Annotated in this window: 12 protein-coding genes and 1 pseudogene; 4 read left to right on the forward strand and 9 right to left on the reverse strand. The window is 60.9% G+C overall.

Going from position 1 to position 14,564, the window contains the following annotated elements; genetic code table 11:
• Positions 1-5 precede the first annotated feature (5 nt).
• From OKW38_RS03575 to OKW38_RS03585, 3 genes are all read right to left on the reverse strand, one after another.
• Entirely contained in the window at positions 6-638 is a 633-nt protein-coding gene (locus OKW38_RS03575; RefSeq protein ID WP_090811083.1) for a response regulator, read from the reverse strand.
• Positions 635-2,260 (reverse strand): response regulator, encoded by a 1,626-nt coding sequence (locus OKW38_RS03580; protein WP_090811081.1) that lies wholly within the window; start codon positions 2,258-2,260, stop codon positions 635-637. The genes OKW38_RS03575 and OKW38_RS03580 overlap by 4 nt, the downstream gene beginning before the upstream one ends.
• A gap of 255 nt (positions 2,261-2,515) precedes the next feature.
• Positions 2,516-2,833: a hypothetical protein gene (locus tag OKW38_RS03585; protein WP_090811080.1), complete on the reverse strand. Its 318-nt coding sequence runs from the start codon at positions 2,831-2,833 to the stop codon at positions 2,516-2,518.
• Between the two features lie 310 nt (positions 2,834-3,143).
• Here OKW38_RS03585 and OKW38_RS03590 point away from each other — a divergent pair, with 310 nt between their 5' ends.
• Genes OKW38_RS03590 through OKW38_RS03600 form a run of 3 tightly spaced genes read left to right on the forward strand, consistent with a single transcriptional unit; the run spans position 3,144 to position 3,940 of the window.
• Positions 3,144-3,389, forward strand: a complete 246-nt coding sequence (locus tag OKW38_RS03590) for a hypothetical protein (protein WP_090811078.1) — start codon at positions 3,144-3,146, stop codon at positions 3,387-3,389.
• Positions 3,390-3,415: 26 nt separating this feature from the next.
• Complete coding sequence (locus OKW38_RS03595; RefSeq protein WP_090811076.1) at positions 3,416-3,625, forward strand: hypothetical protein; 210 nt, start codon at positions 3,416-3,418, stop codon at positions 3,623-3,625.
• A gap of 39 nt (positions 3,626-3,664) precedes the next feature.
• Positions 3,665-3,940 carry a hypothetical protein gene (locus OKW38_RS03600; RefSeq protein WP_262420048.1) on the forward strand — a complete coding sequence of 92 codons (276 nt, stop codon included), beginning with the start codon at positions 3,665-3,667 and terminating at the stop codon, positions 3,938-3,940.
• Between the two features lie 75 nt (positions 3,941-4,015).
• On the opposite strand, the pseudogene OKW38_RS03605 reads toward OKW38_RS03600, so the two are convergent.
• From OKW38_RS03605 to OKW38_RS03630, 6 genes and pseudogenes are all read right to left on the reverse strand, one after another.
• Positions 4,016-4,218 (reverse strand): annotated as a pseudogene (locus OKW38_RS03605) (NUDIX hydrolase); the annotation flags it as partial.
• A gap of 156 nt (positions 4,219-4,374) precedes the next feature.
• Positions 4,375-6,681, reverse strand: a complete 2,307-nt coding sequence (locus tag OKW38_RS03610; protein ID WP_429360000.1) for a WD40 repeat domain-containing protein — start codon at positions 6,679-6,681, stop codon at positions 4,375-4,377.
• A gap of 671 nt (positions 6,682-7,352) precedes the next feature.
• Positions 7,353-10,052, reverse strand: a complete 2,700-nt coding sequence (locus OKW38_RS03615; protein ID WP_429332743.1) for a CoA-binding protein — start codon at positions 10,050-10,052, stop codon at positions 7,353-7,355.
• Positions 10,053-10,079: 27 nt separating this feature from the next.
• Complete coding sequence (locus OKW38_RS03620) at positions 10,080-11,366, reverse strand: ATP citrate lyase citrate-binding domain-containing protein (protein WP_429360002.1); 1,287 nt, start codon at positions 11,364-11,366, stop codon at positions 10,080-10,082.
• Positions 11,367-11,373: 7 nt separating this feature from the next.
• Positions 11,374-12,261 (reverse strand): amidohydrolase family protein, encoded by an 888-nt coding sequence (locus tag OKW38_RS03625; protein ID WP_429360004.1) that lies wholly within the window; start codon positions 12,259-12,261, stop codon positions 11,374-11,376.
• Positions 12,258-13,562 carry an MFS transporter gene (locus OKW38_RS03630; RefSeq protein ID WP_429360006.1) on the reverse strand — a complete coding sequence of 435 codons (1,305 nt, stop codon included), beginning with the start codon at positions 13,560-13,562 and terminating at the stop codon, positions 12,258-12,260. Before OKW38_RS03630 ends, OKW38_RS03625 begins: the two co-directional genes overlap by 4 nt.
• Positions 13,563-13,705: 143 nt before the next feature.
• Between OKW38_RS03630 and OKW38_RS03635 the strand changes: the two genes are divergently transcribed.
• Positions 13,706-14,449, forward strand: a complete 744-nt coding sequence (locus OKW38_RS03635) for a GntR family transcriptional regulator (protein WP_429360008.1) — start codon at positions 13,706-13,708, stop codon at positions 14,447-14,449.
• Positions 14,450-14,564 lie beyond the last annotated feature (115 nt).

Here is a 14,564-nt window from a genome sequence, read left to right on the forward strand (position 1 = left end):
GTTTTCTACTCGACGATCATTCCGTGCCGGATCGCGTACCGGATCACCTCAGCGTTGTTGGAAAGCCCGAGTTTCTGCATCAACCGCATCTTGTGTGTACTGATCGTTTTCGCGCTGAGGGCACATGCCTGGGCAATTTCATTGATGCTCCTGCCTGCCGCGAGCATCTGCAGGACCTGGAATTCGCGGTCCGACAGTACTTCATGCGGCGGGACGTCGCCGCGCTGTGTATCGAACACCATCGCATCGACGAGCTTCGGATCGATGAAACGGCCGCCGTCCGCGAGCTTGCGGATTGCCGCGAGCAGCACCTCCGGGTCACTGTCCTTGGTCAGATATCCCGTTGCTCCCGCGCGCAGCGCGCGCGACGCGACCTGAGCCTCGTCGTGAATGCTCAGCACCAGCACCGGCAACGAAGGATGTTCCGCCCGTACCCTGCGGATCAGAGCGACGCCGCTGATGCCGGGCATCGTCATGTCGAGCAATAGAAGATCGAGCGCGCACGAGCGCAGCTTGTCGATCACTTCCGCTCCTTGCGCCGCTTCCGCCGCAACGACGATATCGCTCGTGGTCGCGATGATCTGTCTGAGTCCGCCACGGACTATCGCATGATCGTCCGCAATGAGTATCCTGATCATGTTCGAGCTCCGCCATCGAGCGGAATATGAATCGAAACCATGGTGCCCGCGCCCGGCGAGCTGTCGATCGAAAGCGATCCGCCGATCAGCCGCGCGCGCTCGTTCATGCCGAGCAGGCCATATGAATAGTTGCGACTCACCACTTGCTGATCGAAGCCGCATCCGTCGTCACGCACCTGCAGCAAGAGCTGTGAAGCCGTCGAAACAAGCGTCACCTCGACACGTGTGGCGGCGGCATGACGCGCGACGTTTGTCAGCGAAGCCTGGGCAATGCGGAACAGGGCCGTCGCATGGGCGTCGGACAGCGCGGGTTCGCCGCCTTCGATGCGCAATTCACACGCAATCGCATTGCGGCGGTTGAACTCGTCGACAAGCCATTCGAGCGCAGACACGATGCCGAAGTTAAGCGCCGCGGGCCGCAGGTGGCTCGCGACATTGCGCACCATCGAGATCGTGCCTTCGACCAGTTGGCGCATATCGTCGGCTTTTTTTGTCGCTTCCGCGTCGTGCGCGATGCGCATTTTGAGCAGAGACACGTCCATCTTGAGCGCGGTCAGCAATTGCCCCAGCTCGTCGTGAATTTCCATCGCAATGCGCTTTCTCTCCTCCTCGCGAATCGCCTCCATGTACGCGGACAGTTCGCGCTGCTGCTCGCGCGATTCGACGAGTTCCTGTTCCATCTGCTTGCGCCCCGTAATGTCATTCAGGCCCACATAGATCGCGGGAGAATCGTCGTAAGTCGCGGCGCGCGCCGTCGCCATCGCCCAGAACCGGGTACCGTCCTGGCGCCGGAACTGTATCTCCGTGTTGCGCAAGCCACCCTTGGTCCGCAGATGTTCGATCAGACGCTCGCGCTCGCCCCGCTCGGCGTAGAAATCCGCGATATTGGCGGACAAGCCTTCGTCCATGCCGAAGAGTTCGCGCAGCGGCGGGTTCGTGTACAGGATGTGCCCATCCGGCATCGAGGTGATGCATAGCGGCACGGGACTCGTTTCGACAATCGCGCGAAAGCGAGCCTCGCTTGCCTGCAGGCGCGCGTCCGCGCGCCGCCGCTCGTCGATCTGCGCCCGCAAGTTGGCGTTGGCGCGCGCCAGCTCTTCGGTGCGCAATGCGACACGTCGCTCCAGATCGTCGCGCGCTTGCGATAGCGCGGCCTCCGTTTCCTTGCGCACGGCGACTTCCGCCAGCAGTTGCCGGTTCTGCGCGAGAACCTGCTTGTGCATCACCCGCAGCTCGACGTGCACGCCAACGCGCGCGACCATCTCATCGACGCGCAATGGCTTGGTCACATAATCGACACCGCCCACCAGAAAGCCTTCGACGCGGTCCTCGTTGTCCATCAGCGAGGTCATGAATATGACGGCGATATCGCGCGTGCGCTCATCGCGCTTGAGGCGCCGACAGGTCTCGAAGCCGTCGATGCCCGGCATCTTCACGTCGAGCAGGATCACATCGGGCTGCGAGAAGGCTGCGCGCTCCAACGCTTCGATACCGTCGAGCGCCACCAGCACGCGAATGCCGCGCGCCTCGAGACTGTCGACAACCACGCCGAGATTCCCCGGCGTATCGTCGACGATCAGAATCGTGCCCGTATACGCGACCGGAGCGGCGAGATGGCTCATGATGCGGTGTTCCCTTCGAGATACCGCTCAGCGGGTTGCAGGATTCCGCTCCACCATGCGTCGAAAATGTCGAGCGCCATATATCCCCGCGAGTGCCGCCGTTGTACTTGTCCTATTCTGCACTCGATGCCGGCGCCTGGTCCATCACGCCCGCTCCGGGTTTCAAACGTCCGATGAAACGGCGCGCCCCGTGGCCTCACAGCCGCCGCATGCGTGCCTGTAAGCAGTTGCGCGCCTGGCCGGCGTTGCCGTTCGCTAGTGCGGCACCTCGGCCGCCACCGCGATCAGTCGGACCGTGCGCGGCAAGGTCAGTTCGTCGATGAGGTCGGCCACCTCGCACAGCGCGCGAAAATCATACTCGTCGATCTGGTCCGCGTGATTGCGCCGCAACTCGCGCATGGTTTCGCCCAGGCGCCTGAGCGCGTTGGTCGTGCTGTCTATCAGCGGCCAGCAGTGCATCAAATACGCAAGCGATGTCACGCTGCGCGTCTCGCACCAGGTGTCGAACAGTCGCAGACATATCACGTCGATTTGCTCGATGACGTTTTCCCGTTCCGATAGATAGCCGATCATGTTGCATCAATTCGACATTGCATTTCGATGGCTCATCATCTACGAGCAGAAAGTGTGTCGCATTCAGCGCAGGCTGGAAAATCAGGGTGTGACTTCCTGATTCGCGTGTCAGGAAATCCTTAGTGTCATTCATGGCGAAAGCCCCCGCAGATGGGCAAGGACCCTTAAATGCCGTTCTACATGCTGCTCCGGTTCAGGAAGTCCTGACGGCTGAAACCAGTGATTCCTGAAACGACATTCCGGCCGGCGCCGATTGGACGCACGCACCGATCGCCATAGCATCGAATCATCGTGCATCGCGGGGAAAATCATGGCGGGCAACAGATCGCTGCGTTCTCAGGTCGAAAAACTCGTTGGCCCGACGGGGGGCCGAGGGGCGCGCGTGCGTCTGCTGAACCGCTCGCGCTCGGGTGAAACATGCCGGGTTTGCATTCAAATCGATCTGCCGACCGGGGCGTTTTCACTCTTCTTCTTTCGCCATGCCGACGGCGCATGGCACGTGTTTCCGCCGGGCCAGCGCCGTCCGGAAATGGGGATAGGCCGCATGGCGGCCTGAACGTTCAGCCAGCCGGGGAAACGCACATGCACGACGATGCTTCGAACACACTGCCGCAGGACGTGATAGAGCTGCGCGCTTGGCTCAACGACTGGTACGACCATGCATTCGCCGTAGGCTACGTCCATCCGCCCTTCACGCTCGATGAAGCGACAGCCGACCGGCTCGAAGGCTACTTCAAGGCGGGCCTGACGCCGGCCGAAGGCGCAATTTTGTTCTTTGGCGTCGTGCATTGAGAGGCGAGCGATGAAGGCGAAAGACGGTGAAGTCAATCAATGAAACATCACATTGTCGGGCGTTATCGCGGATTCGTCATCGAAGCGCACATGGAGCCGCGGACGGCCCGTTTGTCCGTTGGAATCGCGCTGACATATCGCGTCACGTGGTCGTTGCGTAGAAGAACACGAAAACAGCACGTCACCGGTGACTTAGCCGATGTCGTTACCTACGAGTCGGAAAGTGTTGCTCTCACGTGCGTCGATCGCAAGGCTCGCGCTCTTATCGATGCCATGCTGGCGAATCAGGAAGCGTTAAAAACCGTGGGGCTGTAACCCTGATGCCTGGAAGGCCCGCGCCTCGCGCAGCGTCACGCGGACTCGAACGGTCATGCAAGAAAAACGGCTCGACTAGCCGCGGACATCCCTGCCGAGATACGCAGCGACCGCGCCTGTCACGGCGAAGCCAGGCAATTGCTCCGGCGACGCCAGATGCGCGGCGACGATCTCGCGATTATCGAGCCGCAGTTCGGGTCCCGGATACTGCCGCCCGGAAACCCCCATTCGGCGCGGTACGACGACTTCAGCAGCAACAGCGACTGACCGACGTAGATTGGGCGGATTCAACCGGTCGATGCAACGCAATGAACGCCGGATGAGCGGACCTACGAGTAGGCGATGGACCTGTGAGAGCTAGTCAGGAAGATTGGAAAGCAATTGGTCGCGCTGGCCAAACGTATCGTTGCAGCTCGCTCCGACCGGTCGGCGAGTTACGATCCACATACGTTTTCGCCCCGGCGCCCGCGTACGAGAGAAAGGGCAGCTTCATCATCGGTTGTGAGCAGGTTTGCTCCCACGAGCCTTTCCCTACACACGGCTTTAGCCAGGCTCTGACCTCGCTTCTGCATGAGCCATCGGATAGGCCACACCCGCGCGGTCTGATCCGCGGACGCAGTTACCACCCGCTGGCCGTCCGGGCTGAAGGTGGCGGAGAAAACCGGTCCCTGATGTCCGGTGAGCTTCGCGATCACCTCGCCGGTCGCCGCGTCCCACACCCGCGCGGTCCCGTCCGCGGACGCGGTCACCACGCGCTGGCCGTCCGGGCTGAAGGCGGCGGAGAAAACCGGTCCCTGATGTCCGGTGAGCTTCGCGATCACCTCGCCGGTCGCCGCGTCCCACACCCGCGCGGTCCCGTCCGCGGACGCGGTCACCACGCGCTGGCCGTCCGGGCTGAAGGCGGCAGAGAAAACCGGTCCCTCATGCCCACCGAGCTGGGCGATCTGTTTGCCGGTGGCCGCGTCCCACACCCGCGCGGTCCTATCCGCGGACGCGGTCACCGCGCGCCGACCGTCCGGGCTGAAGGCGGCGGAATAAACCAGATCCTGGTGCCCGCTGAGCTGCGCGATCTGTTTGCCCGTGCTCGCGTCCCACACCCGCGCGGTCCCGTCCCGGGACGCGGTCACCACCCGCTGGCCGTCCGGGCTGTAGGCGACGGAATCAACCGGGCCCTGATGACCGCTGAGGAGCAAGATCTGTTTGCCGGTCGCCGCGTCCCACACCCGCGCGGTCCCATCCGCGGACGCGGTCACCGCGCGCCGACCGTCCGGGCTGAAGGCGGCGGAATAAACCAGATCCTGGTGCCCGCTGAGCTGCGCGATCTGTTTGCCGGTGGCCGCGTCCCACACCCGCGCGGTCCGATCACGGGACGCGGTCACCACCCGCTGGCCGTCCGGGCTGAAGGCGGCGGAAATAACTGACCCTTGATGCCCTCTGAGCAGCAAGATGCCCATCGCCGCGTCCCATGCGCGCGCGGTCCTATCACGGGACGCAGTCACCACCCGCTGACCGTCCGGGCTGAAGGCGGCGGAATTCACCGGCCCCTCGTGTCCGGTGAGCTGCACGATCACCTGGCCGGTCGCCACATCCCACACCCGCGCGGTCTTGTCATCGGACACGGTCACCACGCGCTGGCCGTCCGGGCTGAAGGCGGCGGCGCTCACCGGTCCGCGATGCCCAGTGAGCTGCACGATCGCCTGGCCGGTCGCCGCGTTCCACACCCGCGCGGTGTTGTCATCGGACGCTGTCGCCACGCGCTGGCCGTCCGGGCTGAAGGCGGCGGAGAAAACCGGTCCACGATGCCCTCTGAGCTGCGCGATGACCTGGCCGGTCGACGCATCCCACACCCGTGCGGTCTTGTCATCGGACGCGGTCACCACGCGCCGGCCGTCCGGGCTGAAGACCGCGGAGCTTACCGGTTCCCGATGCCCGGTGAGCTGTGCGATCACGTGCCCGGTCGCCGCATTCCACACCCGCGCTGTCCTGTCCGCGGACGCGGTCACCACGCGCCGGCCGTCCGGGCTGAAGGCGGCGGAGAAAACCGGTTTCAGATGCCCGCTGAGCTGCGCAATCTGTTTGCCCGTAGCCGCGTCCCACACCCGCGCGGTCCTGTCCGCGGACGCAGTCACCACGCGCCGGCCGTGCGGGCTGAAGGCGGCGGAATAAACCAGATCCTGATGCCCGCTGAGCTGCGCAATCTGTTTGCCCGTAGCCGCGTCCCATACCCGCGCGGTCCTGTCCGCGGACGCAGTCACCACCCGCTGGCCGTCCGGGCTGAAGGCGGCAGAATAGACAAGATTCTGATGGCCACTGAGCTGCGCAATCTGTTTACCCGTGGCCAGGTCCCACACCCGCGCTGTCCCATCCCAGGACGCGGTCACCACCCGCTTACCGTCCGGGCTGAAGACGGCGGAATCAACCGCATTCTGATCGCCGCCGAGCAACGCAATCTGCACTGATGCTTGCGCGCCACGCATAAGCTCAAGCTCTGCTTTTGCCGATCCCGGCGAGAGCCAACCGTTGCCCATCGCCAGCATCGCGAAGCGCATTGCGCGGTCATAATTTCCCGCGTCGTTCGCCGTTGTCGCGGCCGACGCCAACGCCAGGGAAGTCTGGCGTGCGACCGTCCGAGTCTGGTGAATGATCCACCCGGCAGTCACAACTAGAATGAATACGATTGCGCCAATCAGTACCTGGATGCGTCGCTGCGCGCCCTGTCCGTGCCCGCTCTTCGTTGACATGGGCTTGATCCTCAACGATTTGTTGCAACTGCGACTCGCGCTCCGCGCGTGCCACCTCGTTGCGCCCGCAGCAAGTCCATCGATAGGAAAGGTCGTCCGCGCCCAGCCGAAAGCAATTCGCACATGTCCAATTCGCAAAGAAATCGCTGGCCCGCACCGTCGCCCAGACGTCTGGGGGCTCCCGGTCGCATCGTCTCACGCCACACCACGCACTCGATTCCAGGAAACAGCACATCAGTGCGCACCAGTGTCCGCTGACAGGGGGGCGGATTCAACCGGTCGATGCAATAGTTCGATGAAATCGTTCAGCCGGTGTTTCGTAATCCAGCGTCTTCCTTGGGTGCTCGTTCCGCCTTGCAGGAGACGTCACTGATGAAATTGCTAAATGATCGCGTTAAACCATATGTTCGGTATCGCGCATGTTTCAGGTCCGGGTAAAGCACACTTCCGAGACAGCGAACGTCTATGATCACCGCAACCCAAAGAGGAGAAGCCTCGCGAAGCGAAACGCGTCGTAGTTGAGCAAGGCCAACGAATAATCGCCACATAGGCTCGGGTTGTTCGGAAAAGCGTGCACGACTCGCACCCCCAATCCCGTGCGGAGACAACTGATAGTTGTGGGCATGAACCCGGCAGCGCGGAAAGACTTCGTGCGCTTCCGGGTCATTCCGCTACGCAACGAAACGACACTCCGACGCTGGTGTACGTGTATCCATGTTCCTTCCGCGGTTCATATGGTCATCGATTTCAGCCGCGCAACCGAGCATGCGAGGGTAAAGAAAGATGGTAAAGGCGGCCGTCTCCAAAGCGTTGCGCGAATACGTTCCGTCACGATACGGCTGCCAGAGCATCTTGAGCAGTAACGCGGCAATCACCGCATCGACGTTGACGCAGTAAACGTTTCGCGAAACCCCCGCGTCGAACAGGCTTTGGACCAACGTCCTGTAAAAGTCGTGGAAGATGTTGTATTCGTCGCGCTCGGCGAACAATTGCCGCACGAACATTTCACGCGGGTCGTGATTGACGGGTTTATCCTTAAACACCGGATGATTCACGCCAGGGATTTTCTGGATGTCCAGGCTGCCGCTCGTTTTCTTGCTCGATTTGTATTTGGCGTAACTTTCGACGTACGTCATCGCTAGTGCTTTCAAATCCAGCCCGTGCGCAGGATTGCCCGGGTCAGTCAGTCCGCTATGCGCGAACTGGTCTAGCAGAAACGCAATTCCCTCAAATCCATTGCCGCCATGCGTGTAACCACTGTGCGTAAGGAAGCCGATTAACGCCTTGTTGAGTTGGACGCGCTCGGGGTCTTCGGGACCATCGGCAGAGACCGCACCTTTTGCACCCTGCGCGGAAATCGTTCCGGGTCCATTTGACAGCAGCAGACCGACCAGCAATTGGAAGGAAAACAAGTCGCTCGTGCCTGGCGACAATCCAAACAACGCGCTGAAGGCGGTTTCACCAAGCGAACGCTCCTCCAGGACTGTCTTCGTTTCGACGCCGCAGAAGCTGTCCGGACCGTGCTGGTCCGAGGGCACTGAAGCGCCTATCAGGGAGCCGAAAAGTTGTATCCACCACGGAAGGCTCTCAGCCGAAAGGCGTGAAATGCGTTTGCGCATGAGCGGTCCCCATGCGAGCGTCGCGCAAATGGCTGCCAATACGCCATCGGTAGTCGGCTCGCCGGGCAGGCTTTCAACATATTGCACGAATGTCGACTTCACGTCGCGAGCTTTGAGTCCCGCCAGGATTGCGCGGGCCCGCAAATCCGGTTCACTGCCGACGAACAGGTTGAGGTCGGTGACTTCGGCGCGCGAAAAGTCGAAACTCTCATCCATCGCGTTCTCGAGCTTCACCGGGGCAAAGGCGTCGATTAGAGCGCGGACCGCCTGGCGAGGCCCGGCTTGCCCTCGGGGCCCGATGATACTCGCCGCCGCTGCAAGGACAGTGTTTGGTGCATTACCGGCATCCCGTGCCGCCTGGGCAGCCCCAAGTGCGGGATGTCCATACAGGTTCAGGAACGCACTCACAGCGACATTGATTAGCGCGCGGTCGTTCATCCCGCCGGGTTCGTGGAGCAGCGCGAGGCTTACGTTTGTCTCAAGGGGGTACTGCGCCGCATCAAGCATCGAAACGCCGTAGAGACTGGTCACCTGCGACTTTGGGTCCATCTGCGACGCGCCAGAAGCATCCTTCATCGACTGTCGCGGTGGTACAGCTCCAACCTGTTTGTCGAGCGCGGCAATCTGGGCATCGTATGGGGCCGTGGCCTGCACGACAGGCAAATCGAGCGCCTGCGGCAGGCTCAATCCGCGGTGACTGCTAAACCACGGTTTTAATGCGAGGTTACCTTCCGGCTCGAAATCTGGCCTGCAGGCGTTTTCACGCATCACAGCCGTGAGTGCTGCGGGTATGTGCGCGATGTTCGTGACAAGCGCACCCTTTGCCGACACGGCCGGATTGTCCGGTGTGAACACACTTGACACCCCGAATTTATCGAGAAACCATTGTTCTTTCGATGCGGCGTCGTCCGCGCCTCCGGACATAGCACCCGCGTGTCCGACAGCACGGGTCAGCTTTGACTTCCAGCGACCCACGACGCACGCAACCACCGGCTTCGTAAAGTTGGCGTCGAGCTCATAGTAGCCGCCCGGTTCGACATAGAGAACGGCCGCCTTGCTTCGCGCGTCGTTTGCCAGCGCCGCAGCAAACTCCGGCGCCGCGAACTGTATGTAGACGTCTTTGCCACTTGAGATGGCTGTAGTCGTGCCCCATCCGGCCATCCGCAGGTAGGTTGCGATGGTAGTCGTGAAGTTGCCCGAGTTGGAAAACAAGGCAATCGAGCCACGCCGCAATGCCTCTTCAGGGTGGTCGCCGCCCAGCGCTCCCCCGATACGCACCTGGTTCCAGGCGTCAGCCACGCCGAGGCTGTTGCCGCCAAAAATGTCGACCCCGTTGGACTGACCCATCGCGCGGATTTCGCGCGAGTCACTGACGGCCAGCTTTTCGGTAACGATGAAAATCTTCTTCAGTTCCGGATTGACACGGATTAGCTCAGCCACGCCGTCCCGTGCAGCGGAAGGCGGCAGATAGATGACGCCGCAGTTGAACCGGTGACCATCGTTCAGGCCTTCAAGGACATTGTTGTAGACCGGCACGCTTCCAAGTGCCGTTTCCAGTACCTGTCCGCGCTTTCCCGGAGCCGTACCAAACACCACGTTGCCACCGGAATAGGCATGACCGACGGGCGTGACATCGCTCGACTCGCCGCCCAGAATGTTGAGCACGCAAACGCGGTCGTCCTTTGTGGCAACTTGGGATAACGAACTAATTCCTACGAAGTATTTAAAATCGCCAATGCCCTGCTTGTACATGATGATTCTCCTCAGTCGATGAGATGCTCAGGCAGCCTGTTTGACCGCAATTCCCAGCTTCGCGGCAATCTGCTCACGGCCGCCTGCTTTCATCCATTGGTCAACCTGCTTCGCGTACAGGACCACCTCGCTCATGTCCGAGTCAAAGCCGAAGAAGGTGTACGGCAATCCCAGCGAATCGAGCGTGTCGCGCAATGCTCCCATTCCGCGAACCAGATTCGGACCGCCACGGCCGACCACCACATAGAGCGGCGTCGGGCCGTGCTGACTGAAGTGCTCGCGTAACGCGTCGGCCATTGCGCGAAATGTTTCGAAAATATCCGTGTTGTTTGACTTTCCACCAATAATGAACAGAACATTGCTTTGCTGAATCCAGTGCTTGAAACAGATGCGGGCAACTTCCTTCATTTTTTCGTAGGGTGGATTGCCGCCGAAGTCTGACGAGATGATGGCGTCGTCTCCGAGCATTTGCGTGACAAGGGAGTTCGCGCCGCCACCGAACGTCGGAGCGAGAATGCTGCCCTTCGCGTTAATGACGTAGACGTCGCTCTGCCCCTGATACGTGCGAAGCTGGTTGATTTCCTGTTCGAAGTCTGAATAGTCGACTGCGAAGAGATGCGCGGGCAGGTCAAGGCGCTGCCAGCGCGGGTCATCACGGTCGAAGCCGCATTTGAAGTCACAGGCGACGGGTGTCAGCCGTCCCTTGCTATCCTCGCGCATCCGGATTGGATTGAGCTCGAGGGTCGTCATTCCGAACCCGTGGTAGAGCTCCCATAACTTGGGGAGGTGCTGTACAAGCGGCGAGATAATCTGTTTGGGTGCGCCCAGCGTCGAAAGCGCGTTCGCCACGACGAACGCCTTGAGCCCGGTGAGCGGGTCAAACGGAATCTGCACGACTTGCGACTTGTCCAGTTCCTCGATGTCGACGCCACCGTGATGTGTGAGCGTCATCGTCGGTGCGCGGAAGTGTGTCGAGTCGGTAATCGAGAAATAGACCTCGTACTCGGCCGGCACACCCGCCTCAAAGGTCACACCGTTGGCTTTCGACACAGTATTGGCAACGTGATGTTCGACGAAGTAAAGACGCTCCTTCTCCTTCAAGGCGGTCGTCAGGTCAGTCGCGCGGCCAATCAGACCGGCCTTGCCCTTCTTGCCAACACCGCCCTTGAAAACCGGCTTGATGAAAATCATGCCGTGCTTTTTCAGCATCGCTCGAATCTGTTCTTCGCTAGCGTCCGGACCCAGAATCTCGGGCGTCGGAAAGCCCACGAACTGCAGCAATCTGGCGCCGTGCAACATACCGGTGACTTGCATGATGACCTCAGGAAGTGAGTTGGGAAGTCGGTGTCGTCGGGACAATATCCCTCACGGGGTCTTTGTCGAACCCGTAAAACGAGTGCGGGGTTGAGCACAGGATTGCCTCGACAATCGCGGGCGCAAGATGTAAGTCCAGCAACGCGGTAAGCGTCTGGCTGTAGGCCGTCGCATGTTCAAACTGCGTGTGTGGCCAGTCGCTACCCCACATCAGACGTTCGGCGCCAAATGCGTCTATGAGTTGGTCCGTGGCATCGCGCATGAAACTCGAGTCCGGCTCCGAGCACCGATAGGCGCCCGAGATCTTGACCCACACGCGGCCAGATGGGCCAAACTCCAACAGGTCGTTGAAGCCCGGGTCGCGTGTGCCGCTGTCCGGGTCAGGGCGGCCAAAATGGTCAACGACGACTGGCAAGCCCACATCCAGCAAAGTGTTGACGAGCGGCGCCAGGTCCGACGCCTCCCTGTGCAACTCAACATGCCAGCCTAGTTTTGATAACTGCCGCCAAAGCGTTACATATGGCGCCGAGCCCAGCTTGGGGAGCGTCTGCCCGACAAGGTTGAGACGCGCGCCCGTCACACCCTGGCAGTTCAGTCGCTGCAGGTCGTCTTCTGAAATTTCGGGGGACACGACTGCTACACCTCGCAGCCGGCTAATGTCGCTGGTCAGCGCCTGTAACAGATGGCTGTTATCGGTGCCGAGAAAGCTGGGCTGGACAAGGACGGCATTGCCAATATCGTTCTCGTCCAGAAGCTTCCGGTAGGCGTCCAGCGTTGCGTCATAGTCGGGTGCGTAGCGCCGTCCGTCCGCCAGCGGCAGAGTCCTGGCAAACACGTGCGCGTGCGTGTCAACGCGCGGCAGCCGTGGCCGCGCGATGGATGGGGCCTGAGTCATCGCTGGCTCCGGTGATGGTCAAGCGCTAATTCGGCGTCGGCGACCAGTTGTGAAGCCTGCTCGACGCCAGACGGCCGCAAGCGCTTGCCGCGCGTTTCGGGAAGCAACAACACGGCAACCATCGCCAGCCCGTACGCAATTGCGGCATCGATACCAATCGCTGCTCCCAGCGACATCGAATGACTCATGTACCCGACCAGCACCGGGAAACCCGCCGAGGCGATGCGACCGAAGTTGTAGCAAAAGCCGACGCCTGTCCCGCGCATGTCCGCAGGATAGAGTTCGTTGAAAAGTGCGCCCAGGCTGGCCGGGATGCCGGCGGCGAAAAAGCCTAGCGGGAAGCCCAGAACAAGCATCTGCGTGTTGCTCAATGGAAGCATCACGTAGGCGAGCACGGTGACGATGCAAGAAAATGCAAAGAATGCGATGTTGCGACGCCGTCCGATACGGTCGAGCAGGTAAGCGCTCGCCATACAGCCGCACCAGAAAGCCACGATAACAACCGCAAGATACCCACCGGTGTTGAGGACCGACAGATGTCTTTCCTTGGAGAGGAAGGTCGGCAGCCAGGTCATGATGGCGTAGTACCCGCCGTGTGCGCCTGTGCCCAGAATCGCCCCGATAACGGTGGTCTTGATGACGCGCGGCTGGAATACTTGCGCGATTTGCCCCCACACAGAAACCGCTGGTTCAGCGCGAGACGGCTCAACGTGCACAGGTTCGCGGAGATTGCGGCGGACGTAAAGGACGAGAAGCGCGGGCAGCAGGCCAGCACCGAACATGACACGCCACGCCGTGTCTGACGGCAACCACGAAAAAGCTGCGGCATACAACAGCACTGCGCCGGCCCAGCCGACAGCCCAGGCGCTCTGTACCGCGCCCATGGCCTTGCCGCGGTGTTCCGTCCGGATGGTCTCAGCCATCAACACGGCGCCTGCAGCCCACTCTCCGCCGAACCCGAACCCTTGCAGGGCCTTCAGGACCAGTAGTTGAGGAAAACTCTGGGCGAAGGCACAAAGGAAAGTGAATCCTGCAAACCAGAGAATCGTAATCTGCAGCGTCCGCACCCGACCAATCCTGTCGGACAAGGCGCCCGCCAGCCAGCCGCCCATCGCCGATGACACCAGTGTCACGCCGCTGATCGCGCCCGCCTGCGTGTGGTCGATGCCGTACGCTGCGATGATTGCGGGGATTGCCAGGGTAAACATCTGCACATCAAGGGCATCGAGGCCCCAACCCGCGAAACATCCCCAGAAGGTGTTTCGTTCGAGAGGTGTGCCTTGCTTGTACCAGGTGAACATCGCCGTCTCCAGGGTAAATTCATATATTCATGTATATGACTATATGTTTAGTTTAGGCGCTTCGACGAAGAAGTCATTGGGGATTTACCCTTGTTCCGGCAGATGTTGTACAGTGACTATTCCTGTGAACAACTATATGAATCATGGATATGCAGTCGTTCTCGGCCAGGCCAGACAGTCGATTGCCCCGATACCAGCAGCTACGCGATGACCTGGTGCGCCGCATCGCGGAGGGCGAATGGGCGCCAGAAAAGGCAATCGACACAGAGGCGGAGCTCAGCCTGTTTTATAACGTGTCGACCGGCACACTTCGGAAAGCCATTGATTTGCTGGTGGCCGACGGGGTGCTCACCCGCACCCAGGGAAAGGGGACCTTTGTCCGGCGCCCGCGCTTTGATTCGTCGTTGTTCCGCTTCTTCCGATTCAAGTCAGCTGACGGGAAGCCGGTCCGACCGACGGCGAAGGTGCTCAGCCGCGAGGTCGTCAAGCCAAACGAGACGATTCGCTCAACCTTGCAGATGAAGGCGACGGAGAAGGCTGTTCATCTCTCGCGGGTACGATTGATTGACGGACAACCCGTTTTGTCGGAAGAAATATGGCTACCTCGAAGCCGTTTCGAAGCGCTGGCGACTCTGCCCCTTGGTGGCTTCGAGGATTTGCTTTATCCGCTTTACGAGCGGCTTTGCCGCCAAATCGTCGCATCCGCAACCGAGATTCTGAACGTCGAACAGGCGACGGACGCTGATGCGGCGCTCCTGCATATCGCCGTCGGCAGCCCGGTAATCCTTGTGCACCGTGTGGCATCCGATTTCGCCGGGACGCCTATTGAATGGCGCACCACGCGTGGTGCTGCTGCAGCGTTCCAGTATCAGGTCGATATTCGCTGACAACGCGACTTCCTCGCCGCGTTTGGTGCTGTCATAGGGACCGACAACGCGAACTGACTTTCTGTCACCCGGCAGGTCGCATTTTTCCTGCGACTTTCAGGCTCTACACCTCGTT

Source organism: Paraburkholderia sp. MM5496-R1, from assembly GCF_050436205.1.
GTDB classification, from domain to species: domain Bacteria; phylum Pseudomonadota; class Gammaproteobacteria; order Burkholderiales; family Burkholderiaceae; genus Paraburkholderia; species Paraburkholderia tuberum.

What these genes read in the sequence shown, in the direction of transcription:
- OKW38_RS03575 (WP_090811083.1), bottom strand. Translation starts at nt 638, where the DNA reads ATGATCAGGATACTCATTGCGGACGATCATGCGATAGTCCGTGGCGGA.
- OKW38_RS03580 (WP_090811081.1), bottom strand. Translation starts at nt 2,260, where the DNA reads ATGAGCCATCTCGCCGCTCCGGTCGCGTATACGGGCACGATTCTGATC.
- OKW38_RS03585 (WP_090811080.1), bottom strand. Translation starts at nt 2,833, where the DNA reads ATGATCGGCTATCTATCGGAACGGGAAAACGTCATCGAGCAAATCGAC.
- OKW38_RS03590 (WP_090811078.1), top strand. Translation starts at nt 3,144, where the DNA reads ATGGCGGGCAACAGATCGCTGCGTTCTCAGGTCGAAAAACTCGTTGGC.
- OKW38_RS03595 (WP_090811076.1), top strand. Translation starts at nt 3,416, where the DNA reads ATGCACGACGATGCTTCGAACACACTGCCGCAGGACGTGATAGAGCTG.
- OKW38_RS03600 (WP_262420048.1), top strand. Translation starts at nt 3,665, where the DNA reads ATGAAACATCACATTGTCGGGCGTTATCGCGGATTCGTCATCGAAGCG.
- OKW38_RS03610 (WP_429360000.1), bottom strand. Translation starts at nt 6,681, where the DNA reads ATGTCAACGAAGAGCGGGCACGGACAGGGCGCGCAGCGACGCATCCAG.
- OKW38_RS03615 (WP_429332743.1), bottom strand. Translation starts at nt 10,052, where the DNA reads ATGTACAAGCAGGGCATTGGCGATTTTAAATACTTCGTAGGAATTAGT.
- OKW38_RS03620 (WP_429360002.1), bottom strand. Translation starts at nt 11,366, where the DNA reads ATGCAAGTCACCGGTATGTTGCACGGCGCCAGATTGCTGCAGTTCGTG.
- OKW38_RS03625 (WP_429360004.1), bottom strand. Translation starts at nt 12,261, where the DNA reads ATGACTCAGGCCCCATCCATCGCGCGGCCACGGCTGCCGCGCGTTGAC.
- OKW38_RS03630 (WP_429360006.1), bottom strand. Translation starts at nt 13,562, where the DNA reads ATGTTCACCTGGTACAAGCAAGGCACACCTCTCGAACGAAACACCTTC.
- OKW38_RS03635 (WP_429360008.1), top strand. Translation starts at nt 13,706, where the DNA reads ATGGATATGCAGTCGTTCTCGGCCAGGCCAGACAGTCGATTGCCCCGA.